Consider the following 21,781-nt stretch of genomic DNA (forward strand, 5'->3'; position numbering starts at 1 on the left):
GGCGCTTGGCGACAACGCCGAAAAAGGTTATAAAGGGAAACCGCCTCATCGGCAACGATGGGGAGACCTTTTTGGGAAAACCTACTGGACCTAAGCCGCAATATTTACCCGGACAGTTACCACTCCTCAGTTTATCCGTACTTATCCTTCTTTTATACACTTCGATCGGCCGTTGGCAGTCCGGCCTGTTTCAATCAGCCGGTCAAGCCGGGAGAAAAATGCCGGCCCGCCGCAAGCGGCCCGGCATTTTCTCATGATGGCGGATTTTGAAGGAGTTTGGATCGACACATGGGTGAACTATTAAAACAATCGGTTCGGTGGGCGGTGACGATCAGCTTGATTACCGCTGTTCTGTCCATGATGCTCACGGTGACATCCACGTCTTTTCTGCGGGGCGTCCCATGGAGCGGCGGAATGGTGGTCGTACTTCTGATCATCCTTCTGGGGGTTTTTTTTGACATGCTGGGCATCGCTGCTACTGCCGCCCGGGAAGAGCCTTTTCACGCCATGGCAGCCAAAAAGGTGGCTGGAGCGCGCCACGCCATTGCGATCATTCGACGAGCCGACCAATTTGCTAACTTTTGTAATGATGTGGTCGGAGATATCAGTGGCATTGTCAGCGGGGCTGCCGGATTCGCCGTTGCAACAGCGCTGATGGTATCCATGCAGCGAACACAGGATCAATGGCTATTTGAAATGGTGATCATGGGCCTGATTTCTGCGCTGACCGTCGGGGGCAAAGCCCTTGGAAAGGCCGCCTCCATCCGGTATGCCAATAGTATCGTGTTTCAGATGGGAAGATTGTTTTATATTATAGAAGAGAAATTTCATATCCGATTGTTTGATGTAAAAAATAAGAAGAAAAAACGAAAGCGAGGCGTTCTTCGTGCACCTCGAACAGATTGATTCGCCTGAAAAACTGAAGCGGATTCCGGTAAAAGAACTTCCCCGCCTTGCGGAAGAAATACGTAAATTCCTAATCGAGAGCCTGCAGGTGACAGGTGGCCATCTGGCTTCCAACCTGGGAGTTGTGGAATTGACGCTGGCGCTTCATTATTTATTCGACAGTCCTGAAGACAAAATCCTGTGGGATGTCGGTCACCAAGCCTATGTACACAAATTGTTGACCGGCCGTCGGCACTTGTTCCCCACATTGCGCCAGTACAAAGGTTTGTGCGGATTCCCCAAAATGTCCGAAAGTGAACACGATGTATGGGAAACCGGTCACAGCAGTACTTCTTTGTCCGCGGCTATGGGTATGGCGGTGGCCCGGGATATCCAAGGAAAAAAGAACCGTGTCATCCCGGTGATTGGTGACGGAGCGCTCACGGGCGGCATGGCCTTGGAAGCGCTGAATCACATCGGCGAAGAGAAACGGGACATGATTGTGATTTTGAATGACAACGAAATGTCCATTTCTCCCAATGTGGGTGCCCTGCACAATTATCTGGGCAAGCTGCGCACGCACAAACACTATCACAAGATTAAAGAAGAAGTAGAATTTCTGCTGAAAAAGATTCCTACGGTAGGCGAGTCGTTCGCCAAAACCGCGGAACGAATCAAGGACAGCCTGAAGTTCCTGGTTGTGTCCGGCGTATTGTTCGAAAGCCTTGGTTTTACCTATTTGGGCCCTGTCAACGGACACAATTTGAGTGAACTGATGGAGTGCCTGCGGCAGGCGGACAAAACCAAAGGGCCGGTGCTGGTTCATGTGGTTACCGTAAAAGGGAAAGGCTATGAACCTGCGGAAAAAGATGCGGAAGTATACCACGGCGTTGGGAAAAACTACAAATTGGAAGCCGGAAAGCTTCAAAAGAAACCCCTCGGCGGCCCGATCAAGTACCCCAAGGTTTTCGGCAATACCCTGATCCGTTTGGCCCAAGAAGATGAGAGGGTTGTAGGAATCACTCCGGCGATGTTGGGTGGTTCGGGGATGAACGAGTTTAAAGCCCGCTTTCCGGATCGTTGTTACGATGTAGGGATCGCCGAGCAGCATGCGGCGACGTTTGCGGCCGGATTGGCTACTCAAGGATTGAAACCGGTATTGGCGATCTATTCTACCTTTTTGCAACGGGGATATGATCAATTGATCCACGATATCGCCCGGCAAAACCTGAACGTTGTGGTGGCCGTGGATCGCGCCGGTTTTGTGGGTGCAGACGGCGAAACTCACCAGGGCGTGTACGATATTGCCTTTATGCGGTGCATTCCCAACATGACTATCATGATGCCGAAGGACGAAAATGAATTCCAGCACATGCTGTACACGGCTTACAAATATGATGACGGCCCCATTGCCGTTCGGTTTCCCCGTGGAGCCGGTTTAGGCGTCGCTCTGGATGAAGAACTGCAAGAACTCCCCATCGGAAAAGGAGAAGTCCTAAGGCAAGGACGTGACGTGGCGTTGTTTGCTTTCGGCAATATGGTTCCTCTCGCGATGCAAGCGGCGGAACAGCTGGCCCAGGACGGGGTCAGTGCCCGTGTGATCAACGCCCGTTTTGCCAAGCCGTTGGACGGGGAATTGTTGGATCAGCTGTACCGTGAGCGGATGCCCGTGATTGTGATAGAAGAAGGATCTGCCATCGGCGGCTTGGGCAGCGCTGTACTCGAATATTATGCTGACAATGAAATGACTGGTATGACGGTCAAAACATTGGGTGTGCCGGACTATTTCGTTGAACACGGCAGTGTGGACGATCAGCGCAGAGAAGTGGGCCTGACCGTGGACAATATTGTTCTGACCGCCCGCGATCTGATGCCTCGGCTGCAGCAACGGGCGTGAGGAGTCTTTTCTGTGAAAAAAGAACGTCTGGATGTATTGCTGGTAAAACAGGGGCATTTTGAGAGTCGTCAGCAAGCGCAACGCGCGATTATGGCGGGGTTGGTTCGGGTGGATGAAGAACGGGTGGATAAGCCCGGAACGAAAGTTTCCGAGACGGCACGAATTACCGTCACGGGTCAAGTGCATCCTTATGTTAGCCGGGGCGGCCTGAAGCTGGAAAAGGCATTACAGGTATTCCATCTTTCATTGGAAGGATGCACGGTAATCGATATTGGGGCATCCACGGGAGGCTTTACCGACTGTGCCCTTCAAAACGGTGCCCGCAAGGTATACGCTGTGGACGTCGGATACGGTCAGCTGGCTTGGAAACTGCGGCAGGATGAACGGGTGGTCGTGATGGAGAGAACCAACTTCCGGTATATGAAGCCGGAGGACTTGCCCGGTGAGCTACCCGATTTTGCTACCATCGATGTTTCTTTTATCTCTTTGCGCCTCATTTTGCCGGTGCTAAAAACAATGCTTCAGCCAAAGTCCCAAGTAGTCGCTTTGGTAAAGCCGCAGTTTGAAGCGGGTCGGGATCAGGTAGGCAAAAAAGGAGTGGTCAGAGATCCGGCGATTCATGAGCAAGTGCTGAGGGATTTTGTGCAAATGGCGCTAGCGGAAGGGTACGGTGTAAAAGGGATTTCCCCTTCCCCCATCACCGGGTCCGAAGGCAATATTGAATTTTTGGCGTGCTTGTCTTGGAATCCCGACAGCGAAGCTTCGTTATCACAGGAAGTCTGCATTGCCTCCGTCGTTAAAGCCGCTCACCGGGAACAAAACGGAGTCTAAACAGGATTTTTCCAAAAACAATCCGAATTAGTAGGAAAAGGGGGAGGTCCCATTGTTGCATGATGGTGATATCATTGTCCTTTTCCTGCTGGTGGGATTGTTTTTGTACCTAATGGCTCGGCAGCTGTCGCCCAAACATGCCTATCCGGCGATTCCGATGGAAGAGCAGGGGAGTATCTCCGGAGAAATCCCCCGGCTGCTTGAAGGGGAAGGCTATGATGTAGTGGCGTCCAAGCAACGTCTGCCCATTTCCGTTCGTGTGGGGGAAGATCGGTATGACAGCCGATTATTCGTCGATTATATCGCCAAGCTGGGCACGGATTATTACTGTGTCATCGTGGCCAAAGCGAGGAAGCCGCTTCGCTTGTCCGGGTCGGCGCTGCGGGATCAATTTTTGGGACACTTTTTGGCTTTTCCCTGTGCGGGAATTCTCTATGTGGATCCAATGAGCAACACAGTGAAACGGATTGTTTTTGATGTGGAAAAGGTGCATTTTCGTACGCCGCGGCGGCGTTGGTTCGTCACTCATCTCATGATGTTGGGGTTGGGGGCGTTGATTGCTGCGTTGATCAAATAAACTGCTCGTCGCACATCCTAAAAACCACTGGATAGATCAACGAGGTGGAATCATTGACGACCATCGGAATTTTAATTAACAGGGGAAAGCCGAAAGCATTCATTGTCACGCGGGAACTGGTCCGGCTGCTGGAACAGCGAAACGCCGGCGTGTTGCTGGAGATGGATGTCGCACGTGAAATCGGTCGACCGGAGCTGGGGGCTTCGGAAGAGGAGCTGCCGGTACGTGCAGATATCGCTTTTGTGTTGGGAGGAGACGGGACCCTGTTGGGTGTTGCCCGCAAGTTTGCCGCTTATCGTGTTCCAATCTTGGGTTTTAACCTGGGCCATTTGGGTTTTTTATCCGAAGCGGAACCGGACAGTCTGGCAAGCGCAGTGGACCGGGTGCTGGCCGGGGATTATTACATAGAAAAACGGATTATGCTGGATGCAGAGGTTGTACGGGATGGGGAGGTTCGCGACACAAGCATCGCTTTGAATGATGTGGGGATTGCCAAAGGTTCCTTCAGCCGCATGATTACCAGCACCGTCTATATGGACGGTATGTATCTCGGGACCTATTCCGGTGACGGGGTGATTGTATCCACCCCCACGGGTTCCACAGCCTACTCTCTTTCATGCGGGGGGCCGATTGTCTGGCCGGGCGTCAACTCTTTGCTGCTGACCCCCATCTGTCCACATACGCTGACTGCCCGCCCGATGGTACTGCCAACCGACTGTTTGCTAGAGATCAAAGTAAGTGCCACCCACCAGGATATCGGTTTAACCATCGACGGCCAGCTGGGCTATCGGTTGGAAGTGGATGATGTGATCCGGGTGCGTACTTCACCCTGTATCACTTCTCTGATCAAGTGGAAAGAGCGATCCTTTTTTGAAGTGGTACGCAGGAAATTGCAAGGAGAGCAAGAAGAAGGGTCAGGTTTGGAGGGCAAGAGATGAAAGCGCAACGACATATCAAAATACGTGAGATTATTACAAACAAGGAGATTGAAACCCAGGAAGAACTGGTAGAAGAATTGAAAAAGGCAGGGTATAACGTGACCCAGGCCACCGTTTCCCGGGATATCAAGGAACTTCATCTGGTTAAAGTGCCGACAAACAGCGGGCGTTACAAATATTCTCTGCCTGCCGACAATCGATTTAATCCCATGCAAAAATTGAAGCGTCTCATGTCGGAAGCTTTTATCGGCATCGATCACAGTGATAACATGATTGTGATGAAAACGATGCCGGGCAATGCCCATGCCATCGCCGTACTGCTCGACAATTTGGATTGGCCGGAGATATTGGGGACGATCGCCGGGGATGACACGATTTTGCTGATTTGTCGGGATCGTCAAAAGGTACCGGACCTCGTTGACCGATTCATCGACATGTTGTAGGAGTGGATGACCATGCTACGGGAATTGTCCATCCGCGATTTTGCGATTATCGAACAAGTGCATATCACCTTTGATGAGGGATTTCATGTCTTGACCGGGGAGACCGGCGCGGGGAAATCCATCCTGTTTGATGCGCTTAGTCTGGTCGTCGGCGGACGCGGTTCCGCAGAATTTGTCAGGCACGGAGCCAAGAAAGCGGAAGTGGAAGCGCTGTTTGATCTGAAACAGGAACATCCGGCACGCCGGCACATGTCGGAGCTGGGTTTGGATGCGATGGACGGAACAGTCGTCGTAAGGCGGGAGATTCATCACAGTGGAAAAAGCACCTGCCGAATCAATGGTCAAATCGTGACGCTGGGCATGCTGAAGCAGGTGGGAGAATCCCTCCTGGACATCCATGGACAGCATGAGCATCAGTCTTTGCTTCAGGTGGAAGAGCACTTGGAATGGCTGGATCACTTCGGCGGCGGCCCCCTGTTGCAGAAGCGGTCTGAATATCATCAGATTTACCGCCGGTTTCAAGATGTGGATAAGGAATTGCAACGGATTACCCGGGATGAAAAAGAAATTGCTCAACGCATCGATCTCCTGCAGTTTCAGCGGGATGAAATCGCCGCTGCCCGACTGACGGAAGGAGAAGATGCCGATCTGGAACAGGAGCACAGCCGCCTTGCCCATGCAGAACGGCTGCTTCAGAATGCAGCGGATGCCTTTCAGGTCCTGTACGGCGAAAATCAAGGTGCCGAATGTATTAACCGCGCGATACGGGATCTGGAGGAGATAGTGAAGTATGATGACTCTCTGAAGCCCGTTTTGGAGATGGTGCAGTCTGCTTATTATCAGGTGGAAGAAGCCAGCCGTCAGTTGGGGCGATATCAGGATGATTTGGAGTTTGATCCGGGGCGCTTGTCCCAAGTGGAAGAGCGTATTGAGGTGATTGACCAGCTGAAACGAAAGTACGGGGAAACCATCCCGGAAATTCTGGCTCATGGTCAACGGGTGGAACAAGAGCTGGACGAGCTTTTACATCGGGATGAAAAAAAAGAAACCCTGGAAAAGGAACGGGCGGAACTTCTCCACTCCTTGAAGGAAAAAGCCGATCAGCTGTCTGCGTTGCGCAAGGAAGCGGCTGCTTTGCTGGAGGAGCGAGTGGAAAAAGAACTGCATGATCTCAATATGAGCGGGACTCGCTTTGCGGTTTCCTTTAACGAAATAGAGGGGGAACCGGCATTCACTGCCACAGGGAAAGACAGGGTGGAGTTTCTTATCTCTCCCAACCGGGGAGAACCGCTTAGACCTTTGGTAAGAATCGCTTCCGGCGGGGAACTATCCCGCATCATGCTCGCATTAAAAACGATTTTCTCCGACGTGGATCAGGTGGAAACTCTGATCTTTGATGAAATCGATACGGGTGTTAGTGGGCGCGCAGCCCAAGCGATCGCTGAGAAAATCGCTAAGCTTTCCCGCAATACTCAGGTGCTGTGTGTCACTCATTTGCCCCAAGTGGCTTGTATGGCCGATGTTCATTTCCACATTTTCAAGGAAACAGAAGAGGAAAAAACCCGCACCCGCGTCAAATTGCTTTCGGATGACGGACGGACCGTGGAGCTGGCCCGGATGCTGGGCGGTGTAGAAGTGACCGACACGACACGGGATCATGCACGAGAGATGCTGCGCTTGGCAAAAGAAACCAAGGAAGCGATGTAGATGTTTTCCTCCCCAACATCGTCGTTGGGGTTTTTTCTTATCTTCTCCGCTGTTCCCCGTACCGAGGAATCTTTTGCGTAACATAAAAACAAGGCCCGCGGATACCTTAAAAATACGATGGAGACATCGAGGTGGAGGTGTAGGCAGGAACGCAGGAGAGTGATCGGCGTGGGGCAAAGAAAATTAAAAAAGTGGCTGGGTTTGTTTCTGGTGTGCATACTGGTCTGGGGAGGAACCAGCACCGGATTTCAGCAGTGTTTTTCCTTCCCTAAGGAGATGCGTCTGTTTGCGGGTAGCTTTAAAACGCTTCGACTGTCTTTGCCGACATCGGCGACCGTTTCTGCAAGTAATCCCGATTTGGTGGAGATCAACGGGAAGGGGCATCTTCCCGTAAGGGTCAATTTGAAGGAACCGTTCATCCTGACATCCAAAAAAACGGGACAGGCACAGGTGACTTTGAAACTGTTCGGAAAAGTTCCTTTTAAGCGGTTCCGGCTGCAGATTTTGCCAGATATCCGCGTGATTCCAGGCGGACAATCGATTGGTGTGAAATTACGGGCGCAAGGAATGTTGGTAGTGGGTCATCATCGGGTAAAAGAGGGAGAGCCCTCTCCGGGTGAAAAAGCGGATATTCACATCGGGGACTATATTCTCACGATAAACGGTGAGCCTATACGCGACATGAATCAAGTCGGTTTTATTGCGCAAAAGGCCGGAGAAGCCGATCAATCCATTCGTGTTGAATTGTTGCACGATGGCCGACGTAAAAAAGTGACATTGAAGCCGGAGTTTGATGAACGGGAACACGGTTACCGTCTCGGGTTATATATTCGCAACTCGGCTACAGGTGTAGGCACCTTAACTTTTTATGATCCCGAGCGGAAAAAGTACGGAGCGTTGGGGCATGTCATCACGGATATGGATACCGGACAGCCGATCGCTGTCGGTGACGGAACCATTGTTCATTCCAATGTGACCTCGATCCAAAAAGGGGCTTCCGGAGAACCGGGTGAAAAGCGGGCGATTTTCTTTCAGGAAAACCAGAAATTGGGAAATATTACCCAGAATACGCAGTTTGGTATTTTCGGGGATATGGATCGACACCCGGGAGGCGGAATGTATCAGAAGTCTGTACCTGTGGCATTGGCGGAAGAAGTAAAGGAAGGACCGGCTCAAATTTTGACAGTAGTGGAAGGACAAAAAGTGGAGAAATATGATATTGAAATCGTGCATTTGATTCGACAAAAATACCCCGCTACCAAAGGTCTGATCATCAAAGTAACCGATCCTCGTTTGTTGAAAAAGACGGGCGGGATTGTACAAGGGATGAGCGGGAGTCCCATTCTTCAAAACGGGAAATTGGCGGGAGCCGTAACGCATGTGTTTGTCAATGATCCTTCTTCCGGTTATGGAACCTATATCGAATGGATGTTGCAAGATGCCAAAGTAATGCCGACGCGGGGCCAGCAGGGTCCCGCTTTTTTATAAAGAACGAACGGTAATTTATAGAAAAAATCAGGGGGAAAAGGGAGGAATGCGTTTTTGGATTGTCGAATGACTAAACAAGTACCGATAAACGGTTCGGGAGAAAAGGAGAAATACAAGGAGGGTACCCTTTTGGAGAAGATGCGTGTAATCTTGGCAGATGACAACCGCGAGTTTGCACAACTGTTGCGCGAACATCTGTCATCTCAGGATGACATAGAAGTGATCGGGGTTGCTTATAACGGAAACGAAGTGATGGAACTGCTCGAGCGGAAACAACCGGATGTGTTGATTTTGGATATTATCATGCCCCACTTAGATGGGTTGGGTGTATTGGAGAAGTTGAATCAGCGGGAAGATCCCATGCCGAAAATCATTATGTTAACCGCTTTTGGGCAGGAAAATATTACCCAACGTGCAGTGGAGCTGGGAGCGGCCTATTACATACTCAAGCCGTTCGATATGGATGTGTTAACGGATCGAATCCGGCAAATGCAGGGGCGGCCGGTCTCCGCATCCAAAAAGGCCATTGTCAGCGGAGGCAAAGGGGATAACCTGGATGCCAACATTACCAACGTCATCCATGAGATCGGCGTACCGGCTCATATTAAAGGTTACCTGTACCTCCGGGAAGCCATCACCATGGTGTACAATGAAGTGGAACTATTGGGGGCCATTACCAAAACGCTGTATCCCCGCATTGCAAATAAGTACAATACCACTCCCAGCCGGGTGGAACGGGCAATCCGCCATGCGATTGAGGTTGCCTGGAGCCGGGGGAATATGGAATCCATCCGAAAATTGTTCGGTTATACGATCAACGTAAGCAAAGCAAAACCCACTAACTCCGAATTCATCGCCATGGTGGCGGATAAGCTGCGGATTGAGCACAAAGTGGGGTAAATGGAACAACTGATGTTGATGGGAGCACCGTCTGTTTTCCAAACAGGCGGTTTTTTCTTTGTATGACAAACCCTCCCGCCACTCATACTAACCACAAAGCATCAAAGAAGCGGGCGGGTGACTCAGATGCGGTTCGGTCAGGGCACTAACCGAATAACGGGGACGGTGGTGATGGATCGCCGGACCAAATGCTTAGTAAAAAGAATTCAACCCGGTCAGATCGCGGTCATTGATCATCCCGATCTGGATGAAGTGGCTGCCGAAGAATTGGTAGAAAACAGGGTGCGTGCGGTCATCAATGCAGCTTCATCCATTAGCGGTGTATACCCCGCAAGAGGGGCGGCTTATTTGATCCGTTCGGGGATTCCGGTCGTGGATCGAGCGGGAGCGGATATTTTTTGCCGGCTACAAGAAGGAGATCGTATCTGGCTGGATCATGATCGGGTGGGGAAGGTCGGGGAATCCCAAGCGGTGGTTCGAGGGGAGCGGTTGTCTGCCCAAACGGTGTGGGAAAAAATCCATCAGACACAATCCCATTTCAACCAGACCGTTGTAGCATTTATGGAAAATACGCTTCACTATGCTGTATCTGAGAAACGATGGTTTATGCGCCCGCTGGCCGTACCCGGGATGTATACCCAGCTGAAGGGAAAGCAGGTAGTGGTGGTTGTCAGAGGTACCGGGTATAAAGAAGATTTGGCAGCAATTTATCATTTCATCAAAGCCGAGCGCCCGGTGTTAATCGGTGTGGATGGAGGAGCAGACGCTCTTTTGCAATGCGGCTGGAAACCGGATGTGATCGTGGGTGATATGGATTCTGTTTCGGACGAAGCCTTGTGTTCCGGTGCTGAACTGGTTGTTCACGCGTATCCCAATGGGGATGCACCAGGATTGGAGCGAGTGGAGAAACTGGGATTGGCTGCTCACATTCTGCCTGGAATGGGAACCAGCGAGGATGTTGCGTTGTTGCTGGCGGATCAAGAAGGGGCCGAACGAATTATTGCAGTGGGAACCCATTCACATATTATCGACTTTTTGGAGAAAGGGCGAAATGGCATGGCAAGCACCTTGCTGACTCGGATAAAAGTGGGCGGCAAGTTGGTGGATGTCAGCGGGATCCGTCACTTTTATCCGCCGAAGACGGAGAGAAGACGCAAGGCTCCATTGTGGGCGGCAGTTTTCTCAGCACCCATGGCTGTGGCTGCATTGCCGGGCTCGTTTACCATCGATGATTCCTGGCTGAGGATGGTCTGGCTCAGTTTGCGTCTTTGGTATTTCCCATAACATTTTCCCGTGAAAAGGGGTCGTTTGATGGCAGACAGAATCAGCGTAATCATCCCCGCTTTCAATGAGGAACACCGGTTGACCACGACGTTGAAAGCAGTACGACAACTTCCCCATGTCCATGAAATTGTTGTCGTAGATGATGGAAGCAAAGATGGAACAGCCAGGATAGCGCGAAAACATGCGGATCAGGTGATTGTGCTTCCGGAAAATCGCGGAAAAGGGGAGGCTTTGTATACCGGCCTCTGTCGTGCCGAAGGAGAAATCCTGCTGTTTTTGGATGCAGACTTGGAGGAACATGCAAAATTGGCGGGATCCTTGCTCCGTCCCATTTTGTTTGGTGATGCGGATATGACCATTGCCCGTTTTCCTTCTCCAAGAAAAAAAGGCGGATTCGGACTGGTCAAAGGACTGGCGCGGTCCGGAGTCAAGTGGTTGACAGGTACCACTCTTACAGCCGCTTTATCAGGACAGCGCGGGATCCGGCGGGAAGTACTGGAGGGAATGGAGCGCTTTCCTCAAGGATTTGGAGTGGAATTGGGATTAACTGTGCATGCTCTTCGCTCCGGATACCGGGTGCATGAAATCCCGTTGCCTATGCACCATCGGGAAACCGGACGGAATTGGTCCGGTTTTGTTCATAGAGGAAAGCAGTTTTTTGCCGTTTTGGGTACGTTGATTCGATTGTGGAGGCAACCGGCGTGAACGGATGGATGGCCTACTTGTTGCTGGTGGTTTTTTTCGTGTGGGGGAAGCTTCTTTTTCCTTCCGGCTTATCCTTTTTGAATCAGCATGGGATCGTCGCCCGCAATTACCAGGGGAAAGCATTGCCCGCCAGCATGGGGGTTTGTTTGATGTGGGGCCTGTTTACCGGATGGGTTCCCCTGTTGCTGCTCTTGGGTGATCATCATCCAACGTATCCGGTTCTGTTGATGATGTTGGTCAGTTCCTTAACGGTTTGTTTGCTCGGATGGATGGATGATACCATCGGCAGTAAGTCCGCCAAAGGATGGAAAGGACACTGGCGTTCCTGGAAACAGGGAGCATGGACGACAGGAGCCATGAAAGCCTGGGGAGGCGGCATGGCCGCCGCATTGGCGGCAGCAGCCACCAGCAGCGGCGTGATTGAATGGCTGATGGATACTTTGATGATCGCGATGATGACCAATTGGCTCAATTTGTTGGATTTGCGGCCGGGACGCAGTCTCAAGTTTTTTTTGCTGTTCGGGTTGGCACTTCTGTGGACGGCACCAAATGAAGCCTGGCTGTTCACACCGTTAATGGGACTGGTTCTGGCCTATTGGCCGTTGGACTTGGCGGGGAAAGCGATGTTGGGGGACAGCGGATCTAACTTGTTGGGGATCCAACTGGGGATGTGGTTGGCCCTCGCTACTTCGACCGGAACGGCTTTGATCCTGGTAGCTTTATTGCTGGGGGGACATATCTTTGCCGAAAAACGCTCCATCACCGCATGGATCGAAAGGAATCGATGGATGGCGTATTTGGACGCCCTCGGGCGGAAGCAACCTTAATATGTGGTGGCGTCCTTTTCCCTCAGGGGATCGATGGGAAAACGGAGCGCCACATTTCCGGATTCGGATCGGTTAACTAGCATCAACAACCCGGAGCTCTTTGGAAAACCGGGTCAGCAAGCGCGGGCCACCGGGGGACACCACGACATCATCCTCGATTCGGATCCCGCCGATTTCGGGTATGTAGATCCCCGGTTCCACCGTAAACGTCATGCCTGTCTGCAGCAACGTGTTGTTGTTTTGGTGCATGGACGGATACTCATGCACCTCCACTCCGAGTCCATGGCCGATCCGATGAGGAAAATAAGGGCCGTAACCCGCTTCTTCGATTACCCTGCGGGCGGCAAGGTCCACTTCGGCGATGGGTACCCCCGGTTGGCATCGGGCTAATGCGGATTCTTGGGCTTTTAGCACGGTTTCGTAGATTTTTTTCATCTCCTCGGTTGCTTCCCCGAAAAAGACTGTGCGGGTGATATCCGAGCAGTAACCATTGTGAACCACGCCCAGATCGAATAAAACCCCATCTCCCCGCTGTAAAGGACGAAATCCGGGTGTGCCGTGAGGATCCCCGGTTTTTTCGCCGAAAAGAACCATGGTGGAAAAAGGCATCTCCCGTACCCCTTTTTTCTTCAAGGCGTACTCGATTTCCGCCACGATTTCCATTTCGGTACATCCTTCACGAAGAGCCTGAATCCCTGCCTCTATGCCATAATCGGCCAGTGCGGCAGCCTCTTCCAGCACTTGAATCTCGTCCGAATCTTTGACGGCACGCAGCTGAAGGAGTCCCTCGGCGTTGATCAGCTGTGCTTGAGCAGGCAGACAGCGTTGGAGGGATTGGGCTCGTTCAAAAGAGAGATGGTCCGATTCCACGGCTATGCAGGGAGCGGATCGTTTATCCAAGACGGACAGTTGTTCCTCGATCATGGGCCAAGGATTGTCGGCATCACCGTAACCGATGACAGGATAGCTCCAACCCGCCTGCCGAACGCGGGCAGTTTCCATTTGCGGACACACCAAAAATGGGTCGAGATCAGGGAAGACAAATAAGGCCAACAAACGTTCATGGGGGTCACAGTCAAACTGTGTCAGGTAAAAGATGTTGGCACGGGTGGTCAAACAAGCGGCATCCAGGTTTTTATCCCGAAGCCATGTTTGTACCTTTCTCAGGCGCGCATTCATCCCATCTCCTCCTCGTATGACGGATATATCCAATGTATCACGGGAGAGGGAAATTCTCATCTGTTTTTCCATCGAGATGGATTGCATCAAGCGGGTATAATCTCGGCCCGTTGGACGAAGGATGAAAAATAGGATAGGAAGGAGGTAGGATGGTATGGATGTGATGAGAGCAAAACAGATTCTGGAGTCTCCACGAGAAATTGATGTGCGTCATGACGGGGTTCCGGTATGGATCCAGCAAGTGAATGAAGACGCGGAAACGGCACGTGTTTATCCTCGGGCCCATCCGGAGAATGAAAAGACCGTACCGGTGGAGCAATTGGAAGAGTATTAAAGAATGCATGAAGATAACCGACTTCCGAAGGAGCCGGTCATTGCTGTAACAAAGTCTGTCTTCGAAAAAGAAAACACATCTCTTAAGGAGCGAGCCTTGAACGACGTCCCCAGCTATGATGGGAGACCGAGGTAGAAAGCGAGCATATCAAGACCTGGAGCGAAAGAGACGAGGTTGGCCTGTGCCCTGTGGATGCCCGTGGGTGCATCACAGGCTTTTTCTTTTGCTCGCACCTCGGCCATCGTGGAAAGGCAAAATTGGTATCTGTGACGTCGGGTAGAAGGGCTTTTTTACTCTTTGGATCAGTTTTTCGATTGTGGTTCTTGGGATGCGGGCTTCTTTTTCCGGCGCAACATGGGCTGGATGAGGTTGTTTTTGTCATCCCGGTAAAACAGAAAGCCTGCCAGAAAGAAGAGACCGCCTAAAAACAGGGTCAGCGCACCTGCAAAAGCAAGCCAATCAAAAGGCTGTCCGGCAAAAGAGGCAAAAAAGATATCCCGCATCCATGTCCATCCGTAAATGCTGGCAGCACCGGGGATGCACAAGATGGCCAGCGCAAAAATCCGTTGATAGATCATGAAACCGCCTTCCTTTCTCCTGTGAACATGGTACCTGATTTTTTGCGAATGCGCCAGTTAACGATAGACTCTTCTGAACAAACTCTTGTGATAAGATAGGAACGGGGATGGCACAGGGGGTGTCTGTATGAAACGGAAATCCTTTCTTATCGTAGGCGGCGGCAAGGGCGGTACCGCTCTGCTACATACCTTGCTGCAGATGGATCGTGTGGAAGTGATCGGTGTGGTGGATATCGATCCGCAGGCGCCGGCGTTGTTGGAGGCCGAACGCCGGGGTATACCCACAAGCAGTGATGCGGCGGTTTTTTTGAATAAACAACCGGACGTGATTCTGGAAGTAACCGGTGAGAAGTCCGTCTATAACCGGTTGTGCCGACAGACGGAAGGAAATACGTTGGTGGTTTCTGGAGCGGCGGCCAATGTGATGATGCAATTGATTGAGGAGAAAGAGAAATGGTTTGATGCCTGGCGTCAACGCCAATTAGAGCTGGACACCATTCTCAATTCGACTCATGACGGGATGATTGCAGTCAACCACACAGGCCACATCACCCTTCTTAACCGGGCAGCTGAGCGCCTGATCGGTCTTCGTGCCTCCGATGTGACGGGAAAGGAGATTCAATCCGTTCTTCCAAACACCCGATTGGACTATGTATTGGCCACAGGGGTTTCCGAACTGAACCAAGAGCAAGAGTTGCCAAACGGAATCCGGATTATCACCAACCGGGAACCTGTAGTGGACAAGGAAGGTCGAATTATTGGAGCGGTGGCTGTTTTCCGGGATATCACCGAGGTTCAATCCCTGATGCAGCAGGTGACGGACCTGAAGGATATGAAAAGTCAACTGCAGGCGATTATCGATTCTTCTGATGATGCCATATCCGTGGTCGATACCCAGGGGCTGGGCGTATTGATCAACCCTGCATACACCCGTTTGACCGGTCTGAAGCCGGAAGATGTCATCGGGAAACCAGCGGATACGGATATTTCCGAAGGGGACAGCATGCATATGCAGGTGTTGAAAACCCGCAAGCCGGTACGGGGAGTTCCTATGAAAGTAGGCCCCCACCGTAAAGACGTCATCGTCAATGTGGCCCCGATTATCGTGGAAGGTGAGTTAAAAGGAAGCGTGGGCATCATCCACGATATGTCCGAAATCAAGCGGTTGAATCAGGAGCTGGAACGGGCCCGCCGGATTATTCGGACCTTGGAGGCAAAATACACTTTCGCCGATATCATCGGAGAGAGCAAAGAGATGCGGTTGGCTTTGGAGCAGGCACGACAAGGGGCGCAAACCCGGGCGACTGTCCTGTTGCGAGGAGAATCCGGCACTGGAAAAGAACTATTTGCCCATGCGATTCATCATGATAGCGACCGGAAGTTTCGCCAGTTTGTCCGAGTCAACTGTGCTTCCCTGTCCGAATCCTTGCTGGAAAGCGAGCTTTTCGGTTACGAAGAGGGAGCTTTTACGGGAGCACGGCGTGGAGGTAAACGGGGGTTGTTCGAGGAAGCCAGCGGGGGAACCATTTTTTTGGACGAGATCGGAGAGCTGTCGCCTTCCACCCAGGCGAAGATGCTCCGGGTGCTGCAGGAAAAAGAAGTGGTTCGCGTTGGCGGTACCAAACCCATTTCAGTGGATGTCCGCGTGATTGCCGCTACCAATGTGGATTTGGAGAAAGCGATACGGGAAAACCGCTTCCGGGAAGATTTATACTACCGTCTCAATGTCCTGCCCATCCATATCCCGGCCCTTCGGGAACGAAAAGGGGATTTGCACGCTCTCTCTTTACATCTCATCAAAAAGTTCAACCAAGAGTACGGACGGAATGTACGCGAGATCCATCCGGATGCGCTCCGCGTCTTAATGGTCTATGATTGGCCCGGAAACGTCCGGGAATTGGAGAATATACTGGGACGTGCAATGATCACCATGGAATTTCACGATCAGGTGATGCGCAAAGAGCATTTGCCGCCGCTGAATGTGTCAGACCCAGTCATTAAGCGGCTGCCAGGAGAAGAAGAGGCAGATGCTTCCTTGCAAGAGGTTGTTGCCCGGGCGGAAAAAGAACACATCCGCCGGGTATTTCAGGCATGCAAGGGCAACAAAACGGAGACAGCCAAACGCTTGGGCATCTCCGTTCGCAACTTGTATTACAAGATGGAAAAGTATCAGTTGACGGGTGAATCTTCGGGATGGAATGACACGTCGGTATCCAAGCCTTAAGTTTTTCCCTGCAAAATTTTGCAGGAAAAAACGATCACGGTGTCTGCAGAATTTTGCAGACGCTTCTTTGTTGTGCTTGGGTCGAGTGATTCACCGATGGATCTTATTCCGTACGGAAATTCACTTAACAGGATTTTTTGTGAAACGATGTTTTTGTTTGGCACGGTCCTTGCTTTATTGCATGGTGACCGGCCATTCCGCAAATCATAAAGGAAATCAAGAATTAGGTATCGTTAGGAAAATTGAGGTGTTTACATTGGAAACGCTGCGCAATTTTGATGAAGTTGTAAAAAAAGCAGAATCGTTGGAGCCGGTTACGGTCGCCGTCGCTGCGGCGGATGACCGGGAAGTGTTGGAAGCAGTAGCAGAAGCCAAGCGGCGGGGTATCGCGTCTTTCCGTTTGTTCGGGAATCAGGAAGTGATCCTTGAAATCGCCGAAGAGATCAAGCTGTCGTTGGAATCCGGCGAAGTGTTCCATCAGCCGAGTGCCCAAGCGGCCTGCGCTGATGCCGTGCGAGCCGTACGGGACGGTGCAGCTGACGTGGTGATGAAGGGGATGGTGCATACCGCCGACTTCCTGCGGGCCATCTTAAACAAGGAGTACGGGCTCCGTACCGGCAAAGTGCTGAGCCATATCGCCACCTTTGAAATTCCGGGATACGATCATTTGATTCATGTGACAGATCCCGCCCTCAACGTGGCACCTGGCCTCAAAGAAAAAGCGCAGATCGTGGAGAATGCTGTGGATCTGTGCCATTCCCTAGGGGAAATGGAGCCCAAAGTGGCTGCCCTGGCAGCCGTAGAAGTGGTCAACCCGAATATGCAGCCGACTTTGGATGCGGCTGCGCTGGCACAAATGAACCGGCGCGGTCAGATCAAAGGGGCGATTGTCGACGGGCCTTTTGCCTTGGACAATGCTGTCTCCGTCGCTGCTGCAGAACACAAAAAGATTGACAGCCCGGTCGGAGGAAAAGCGGATATTCTGCTGGTTCCGGATATCGAGGCGGGCAACATGCTGTACAAATCCATCACTTACTTCGCCAAAGCGCGTCTGGGTGCGATCGTCATGGGTGCTGCCGTACCGGTGGTCCTCACCTCCCGCGCCGATTCGCCGGAAGCGAAGATGAATTCCATCGCACTGGCAGTTCTGCAAGCAGACTACCAGAAGCGCAAATAGGAGGAATGGGTTATGCAAATCTTCGATTACCTGGAGAAGTACGATTATGAACAGCTGGTGTTCTGCCAAGATAAAGAATCCGGATTGAAGGCGATTATCGCCATCCACGATACCACATTGGGTCCTGCCTTGGGCGGGACCCGGATGTGGACGTACAAATCCGAGGAAGACGCCATCGTGGATGCCTTGCGTCTCGCCCGCGGTATGACCTACAAAAATGCCGCAGCCGGATTGAATCTTGGCGGGGGAAAAACGGTAATTATCGGTGACCCCAAAAAAGATAAAAACGAAGCCATGTTCCGTGCCTTCGGTCGGTTTATCCAAGGCTTGAACGGCCGGTACATCACGGCGGAAGACGTGGGGACCACAGTGGAAGATATGGATTTGATCCATGAAGAAACCCGATTTGTCACCGGGATCTCTCCGGCCTTCGGATCCAGCGGCAACCCGTCTCCCGTAACCGCTTATGGCTGTTACAAAGGAATGAAAGCGGCTGCAAAAGTGGCTTACGGTAATGACTCCCTGCAAGGGAAAGTGGTGGCAGTCCAAGGGGTGGGGAGTGTGGCCTATCATTTGTGCAAATATCTGCACGAAGAAGGGGCCAAGCTGATCGTTACCGACATCAATAAGGAAAATATGGAACGTGCCGTTCGTGACTTCGGTGCGGAAACCGTGGATCCTGACAAGATCTACGAAGTGGATTGCGATATTTTCTCTCCTTGTGCCTTGGGTGCGATTATCAATGAAGAAACGATTCCGCTCTTAAAGTGCAAAGTGATCGCAGGCTCCGCCAACAACCAGCTGAAAGAGGATGAGCATGGAGACCTGTTGAAGGAGAAAGGAATCGTCTATGCTCCGGATTATGTGATCAACGCCGGCGGAGTGATCAACGTGGCTGACGAGCTGTTGGGCTATAACCGGGATCGGGCGATGAAGAAGGTGGAAGGCATTTATGACACCATTCTGAAGGTGTTTGAAATCGCCAAACGGGACAATATCTCCAGCCACAAAGCTGCAGATCGGATGGCAGAAGAGCGGATTGCGACGATGCGGAACTCTCGTAGTTCTTTCTTGCAAAATGAGCGAAACATCCTGAACATGACAGTTCGTTAACAGGAAGGTAGTGGATGACGTGCGAGAAGCGATTCGGGTCTTGGCGATAAATCCCGGTTCCACATCGACGAAAATCGGCGTATTTGATGACGAAAAACCGATCCTGGAAGAGACGTTGCGGCACGACGTGGATGAGCTGGCCAAATACCCCGCGTTGTTCGATCAATATCCTTTTCGCAAACAGTTGATTCTGGATACCTTGGACAAAGCGGGCATCAATTTGACCCGACTCAAAGCTGTGGTGGGCCGCGGCGGATTGCTACGGCCCATCCCCGGCGGCACCTATGTCGTTAATGAAGCGATGCTGGAAGATTTGCGCTCCTGCCGGTATGGGGAACATGCGTCCAATCTGGGAGCCGCTATTGCCCAGGAAATTGCCTCGAGCCTCAACATCCCGGCTTTTATTGTCGATCCCGTGGTAGTGGATGAGTTGGACCCCATCGCCCGGATTTCCGGTGTGCCGGAAATTGAACGGCGGAGCATTTTCCACGCCCTCAACCAGAAGGCCGTGGGCAGACGGGTGGCTTCCAAACTGGGAAAAACCTATTTTGATGTGAACTTTGTAATCGCTCACATGGGGGGCGGCATCACTGTCGGTGCACACAAAAAGGGTCGGGTGGTGGATGTAAACAACGGCTTGCACGGGGAAGGGCCTTTCTCCCCGGAGCGCGCCGGAACCATCCCTGTCGGGGATCTGGTGGCCCTCAGCTACTCCGGTAAGTTTTTTTTCAGTGAAATTATGAAAAAAATCGTTGGCCGCGGGGGGATGATGGGGTATCTTGGAACCACCGACGCCCGGGAGGTAGAGGAACGCATCAAAAAAGGAGACGAGCAGGCCAAACTCGTGTATGATGCGATGGCTTACCAGGTAGCCAAAGAAATCGGTGCTTACGCCTCCGTTTTGGAAGGAGAAGTTGACGGAATTATCCTGACCGGCGGATTGGCCTATGGAGAGATGTTTACTTCCCAGATTAAAAAACGGGTTTCTTGGATTGCCCCGGTTCATGTCGTTCCAGGGGAAAACGAATTGCAGGCCCTGGCGGAAGGAGCATTGCGGGTGATTCGCGGAGAAGAAGAGCCGTTGGTATATCCGTCGGCAGAAGTACTAAAAGGAGTGGGGACCAATAGCTGAAAACTATGATCTCGTTGTGCTGGGAGCGGGTCCGGGCGGCTATGTGGCCGCCATCCGGGCTGCCCAGCTGGGAATGAAAGTAGCTGTGGTGGAGAAGGAAAAAGTGGGGGGCGTTTGTCTGCACAAGGGATGCATTCCCTCCAAGTCCCTGTTGCGGAGTGCGGAATTGTATCACGATATGAAGCGCTCTGAGGACTATGGCATTACCGTGGGGGATGTGCAGCTGGATATGAAGCTGGTACAAAACCGGAAGAATAAAGTTAGGGACCAGTTGCACAAAGGTGTTCAGGGATTGCTGAAGAAAAACAGCGTGGATGTATATGAAGGATATGGGCGGATCCTGGGTCCATCGATCTTTTCCCCGTTACCGGGCACCATTTCTGTGGAAAAAGGCAATGGAGAAGAAAACCAGATGCTGGTACCTCAGTTTGTGCTGATCGCGACCGGTTCCCGTCCGCGTACGTTGCCAGGGCTGGACATTGACGGAGAGTATGTGATGAGCTCCGACCACGCCTTGGAAATGGAAGAGCTGCCCAAGTCGATCGTAATCGTCGGCGGCGGTGTGATCGGGATCGAATGGGCGTCCATGTTGAATGATTTCGGTGTAGACGTAACGGTCGTAGAATTTGCCGATCGGATTCTTCCTTTTGAAGATCCCGATGTCAGCAAAGAAATGACTCGCCTCTTGAAAAAGCGGAAAGTCAAAGTGTTGACCGGGACGAAAGTGTTGCCAGAGTCTGTCCAAAAAGGGGATGGAACGGTAACGCTGGAAGCGGAAAAAGGCGACGAAAAAGTGAGCCTAAAAGCGGAGAAGGTATTGGTTTCCGTCGGCCGCCAACCCAATACGGAAGATATCGGCCTGCAAAACACCTCCATTCAAACGGAGAAGGGCTATATCCAGGTGAACCAATATATGCAGACTGCTGAGTCCCATATCTATGCCATCGGGGATGTCGTCGGCGGTTATCAGCTGGCCCATGTGGCTTCCCATGAAGGGATACTGGCAGTGGAACACATGAATGGAAAAGAGGTTCACCCGATCGATCCGACGATGGTGCCCCGCTGTACCTACAGTCGTCCAGAGATCGGCAGCATCGGCTGGACGGAGGAAGAGGCCAAGGAAAAGGGATATGATGTCAAAGTGGGAAAATTCCCCTTTAGAGCCATTGGAAAATCCTTGGTTTTCGGCGAAGTGGACGGCTTTATCAAATTGGTGGCCGACAGCAAGAGCGACGATATCTTGGGTGTCCACATCATCGGTCCTCATGCCACCGACATGATTTCCGAAGCGGGATTGGCGAAAGTATTGGATGCGACACCCTGGGAGATCGGACAGACGATCCATCCTCATCCTACCCTGTCCGAAGTGTACGGCGAAGTGGCCATGGCAGTAGAAGGAAAAGCAATCCATTCTTAATATCGGATGAGGATGCGAGTGGTTTCCCCGCGAGTTCCTTGGAATCGTCAAGAGAACGAGCAGGGGAAACAACTGCTGTGATGGAAAGGTAGTATCCGAATGCAACAAGCTTTGGACAATTATCTCATCAGAGATCGGAGGGAAC

At 51.8% G+C, this 21,781-nt stretch carries 20 protein-coding genes; 18 read left to right on the forward strand and 2 right to left on the reverse strand.

Translation table 11 applies throughout. The annotated features are described in order from the left end of the window. Positions 1-288 precede the first annotated feature (288 nt). From IEW70_RS04670 to IEW70_RS04725, 12 genes are all read left to right on the forward strand, one after another. Positions 289-906 carry a hypothetical protein gene (locus tag IEW70_RS04670; RefSeq protein ID WP_188646777.1) on the forward strand — a complete coding sequence of 206 codons (618 nt, stop codon included), beginning with the start codon at positions 289-291 and terminating at the stop codon, positions 904-906. After that, positions 887-2,782: a 1-deoxy-D-xylulose-5-phosphate synthase gene (gene dxs, locus IEW70_RS04675; protein WP_188646778.1), complete on the forward strand. Its 1,896-nt coding sequence runs from the start codon at positions 887-889 to the stop codon at positions 2,780-2,782. The genes IEW70_RS04670 and dxs overlap by 20 nt, the downstream gene beginning before the upstream one ends. Positions 2,783-2,794: 12 nt before the next feature. Next, positions 2,795-3,613 (forward strand): TlyA family RNA methyltransferase, encoded by an 819-nt coding sequence (locus IEW70_RS04680; protein ID WP_188646779.1) that lies wholly within the window; start codon positions 2,795-2,797, stop codon positions 3,611-3,613. A gap of 55 nt (positions 3,614-3,668) precedes the next feature. Further along, on the forward strand, positions 3,669-4,190 hold the full coding sequence (locus IEW70_RS04685; RefSeq protein WP_188646780.1) for a hypothetical protein: 522 nt from the start codon (positions 3,669-3,671) through the stop codon (positions 4,188-4,190). A gap of 53 nt (positions 4,191-4,243) precedes the next feature. Beyond that, a complete protein-coding gene (locus tag IEW70_RS04690) occupies positions 4,244-5,128 on the forward strand; it encodes an NAD(+)/NADH kinase (protein WP_188646781.1) in 885 nt (294 codons plus the stop codon). Next, on the forward strand, positions 5,125-5,571 hold the full coding sequence (gene ahrC, locus IEW70_RS04695) for a transcriptional regulator AhrC/ArgR (RefSeq protein WP_188646782.1): 447 nt from the start codon (positions 5,125-5,127) through the stop codon (positions 5,569-5,571). Before IEW70_RS04690 ends, ahrC begins: the two co-directional genes overlap by 4 nt. Positions 5,572-5,583: 12 nt before the next feature. Continuing rightward, complete coding sequence (recN, locus tag IEW70_RS04700) at positions 5,584-7,278, forward strand: DNA repair protein RecN (protein WP_188646783.1); 1,695 nt, start codon at positions 5,584-5,586, stop codon at positions 7,276-7,278. 168 nt (positions 7,279-7,446) lie between these two features. Beyond that, positions 7,447-8,766 carry a SpoIVB peptidase gene (gene spoIVB, locus IEW70_RS04705; protein WP_188646784.1) on the forward strand — a complete coding sequence of 440 codons (1,320 nt, stop codon included), beginning with the start codon at positions 7,447-7,449 and terminating at the stop codon, positions 8,764-8,766. Positions 8,767-8,895: 129 nt separating this feature from the next. Further along, positions 8,896-9,666: a sporulation transcription factor Spo0A gene (gene spo0A, locus IEW70_RS04710; RefSeq protein ID WP_188646785.1), complete on the forward strand. Its 771-nt coding sequence runs from the start codon at positions 8,896-8,898 to the stop codon at positions 9,664-9,666. A 126-nt stretch (positions 9,667-9,792) separates the two neighbouring features. After that, on the forward strand, positions 9,793-10,950 hold the full coding sequence (steA, locus tag IEW70_RS04715; protein ID WP_188646786.1) for a putative cytokinetic ring protein SteA: 1,158 nt from the start codon (positions 9,793-9,795) through the stop codon (positions 10,948-10,950). A gap of 27 nt (positions 10,951-10,977) precedes the next feature. Further along, entirely contained in the window at positions 10,978-11,655 is a 678-nt protein-coding gene (locus IEW70_RS04720; RefSeq protein WP_188646787.1) for a glycosyltransferase family 2 protein, read from the forward strand. After that, the gene (locus tag IEW70_RS04725; protein ID WP_188646788.1) at positions 11,652-12,482 is read left to right on the forward strand and encodes a hypothetical protein; all 831 of its coding nucleotides are present in this window, start codon (positions 11,652-11,654) and stop codon (positions 12,480-12,482) included. Before IEW70_RS04720 ends, IEW70_RS04725 begins: the two co-directional genes overlap by 4 nt. Before the next feature lie 72 nt (positions 12,483-12,554). Here the strand turns inward: IEW70_RS04725 and IEW70_RS04730 are convergent, their stop codons facing one another. Continuing rightward, a complete protein-coding gene (locus IEW70_RS04730) occupies positions 12,555-13,661 on the reverse strand; it encodes a M24 family metallopeptidase (protein ID WP_188646789.1) in 1,107 nt (368 codons plus the stop codon). Between the two features lie 154 nt (positions 13,662-13,815). Between IEW70_RS04730 and IEW70_RS04735 the strand changes: the two genes are divergently transcribed. Further along, positions 13,816-13,995, forward strand: a complete 180-nt coding sequence (locus tag IEW70_RS04735; RefSeq protein ID WP_188646790.1) for an H-type small acid-soluble spore protein — start codon at positions 13,816-13,818, stop codon at positions 13,993-13,995. Between the two features lie 302 nt (positions 13,996-14,297). On the opposite strand, the gene IEW70_RS04740 is transcribed toward IEW70_RS04735, so the two are convergent. Beyond that, a complete protein-coding gene (locus IEW70_RS04740; protein WP_188646791.1) occupies positions 14,298-14,573 on the reverse strand; it encodes a DUF2627 family protein in 276 nt (91 codons plus the stop codon). 127 nt (positions 14,574-14,700) lie between these two features. On the opposite strand from IEW70_RS04740, the gene IEW70_RS04745 reads away from it, so the two are divergent. From IEW70_RS04745 to lpdA, 5 genes are all read left to right on the forward strand, one after another. After that, positions 14,701-16,797, forward strand: a complete 2,097-nt coding sequence (locus IEW70_RS04745; protein WP_188646792.1) for a sigma-54 interaction domain-containing protein — start codon at positions 14,701-14,703, stop codon at positions 16,795-16,797. Between the two features lie 256 nt (positions 16,798-17,053). Continuing rightward, the gene (gene ptb, locus IEW70_RS04750) at positions 17,054-17,974 is read left to right on the forward strand and encodes a phosphate butyryltransferase (protein WP_268234830.1); all 921 of its coding nucleotides are present in this window, start codon (positions 17,054-17,056) and stop codon (positions 17,972-17,974) included. Between the two features lie 12 nt (positions 17,975-17,986). Then, complete coding sequence (locus IEW70_RS04755; protein WP_188646793.1) at positions 17,987-19,087, forward strand: Glu/Leu/Phe/Val family dehydrogenase; 1,101 nt, start codon at positions 17,987-17,989, stop codon at positions 19,085-19,087. A gap of 19 nt (positions 19,088-19,106) precedes the next feature. After that, on the forward strand, positions 19,107-20,219 hold the full coding sequence (gene buk, locus IEW70_RS04760; RefSeq protein ID WP_188646794.1) for a butyrate kinase: 1,113 nt from the start codon (positions 19,107-19,109) through the stop codon (positions 20,217-20,219). Then, positions 20,212-21,636 (forward strand): dihydrolipoyl dehydrogenase, encoded by a 1,425-nt coding sequence (lpdA, locus tag IEW70_RS04765; protein ID WP_188647061.1) that lies wholly within the window; start codon positions 20,212-20,214, stop codon positions 21,634-21,636. Before buk ends, lpdA begins: the two co-directional genes overlap by 8 nt. Positions 21,637-21,781 lie beyond the last annotated feature (145 nt).

Origin of the sequence: Marinithermofilum abyssi, from assembly GCF_014641195.1 — a bacterium.
GTDB lineage: Bacteria > Bacillota > Bacilli > Thermoactinomycetales > DSM-45169 > Marinithermofilum > Marinithermofilum abyssi.

Bases quoted from the DNA above. Each gene is read 5' to 3' on its own strand.
- IEW70_RS04755 (WP_188646793.1), top strand. From the start codon at position 17,987: ATGCAAATCTTCGATTACCTGGAGAAGTACGATTATGAACAGCTGGTG.
- IEW70_RS04730 (WP_188646789.1), bottom strand. From the start codon at position 13,661: ATGAATGCGCGCCTGAGAAAGGTACAAACATGGCTTCGGGATAAAAAC.
- ahrC (WP_188646782.1), top strand. From the start codon at position 5,125: ATGAAAGCGCAACGACATATCAAAATACGTGAGATTATTACAAACAAG.
- IEW70_RS04740 (WP_188646791.1), bottom strand. From the start codon at position 14,573: ATGATCTATCAACGGATTTTTGCGCTGGCCATCTTGTGCATCCCCGGT.
- IEW70_RS04670 (WP_188646777.1), top strand. From the start codon at position 289: ATGGGTGAACTATTAAAACAATCGGTTCGGTGGGCGGTGACGATCAGC.
- IEW70_RS04720 (WP_188646787.1), top strand. From the start codon at position 10,978: ATGGCAGACAGAATCAGCGTAATCATCCCCGCTTTCAATGAGGAACAC.
- IEW70_RS04735 (WP_188646790.1), top strand. From the start codon at position 13,816: ATGGATGTGATGAGAGCAAAACAGATTCTGGAGTCTCCACGAGAAATT.
- IEW70_RS04745 (WP_188646792.1), top strand. From the start codon at position 14,701: ATGAAACGGAAATCCTTTCTTATCGTAGGCGGCGGCAAGGGCGGTACC.
- steA (WP_188646786.1), top strand. From the start codon at position 9,793: ATGCGGTTCGGTCAGGGCACTAACCGAATAACGGGGACGGTGGTGATG.
- recN (WP_188646783.1), top strand. From the start codon at position 5,584: ATGCTACGGGAATTGTCCATCCGCGATTTTGCGATTATCGAACAAGTG.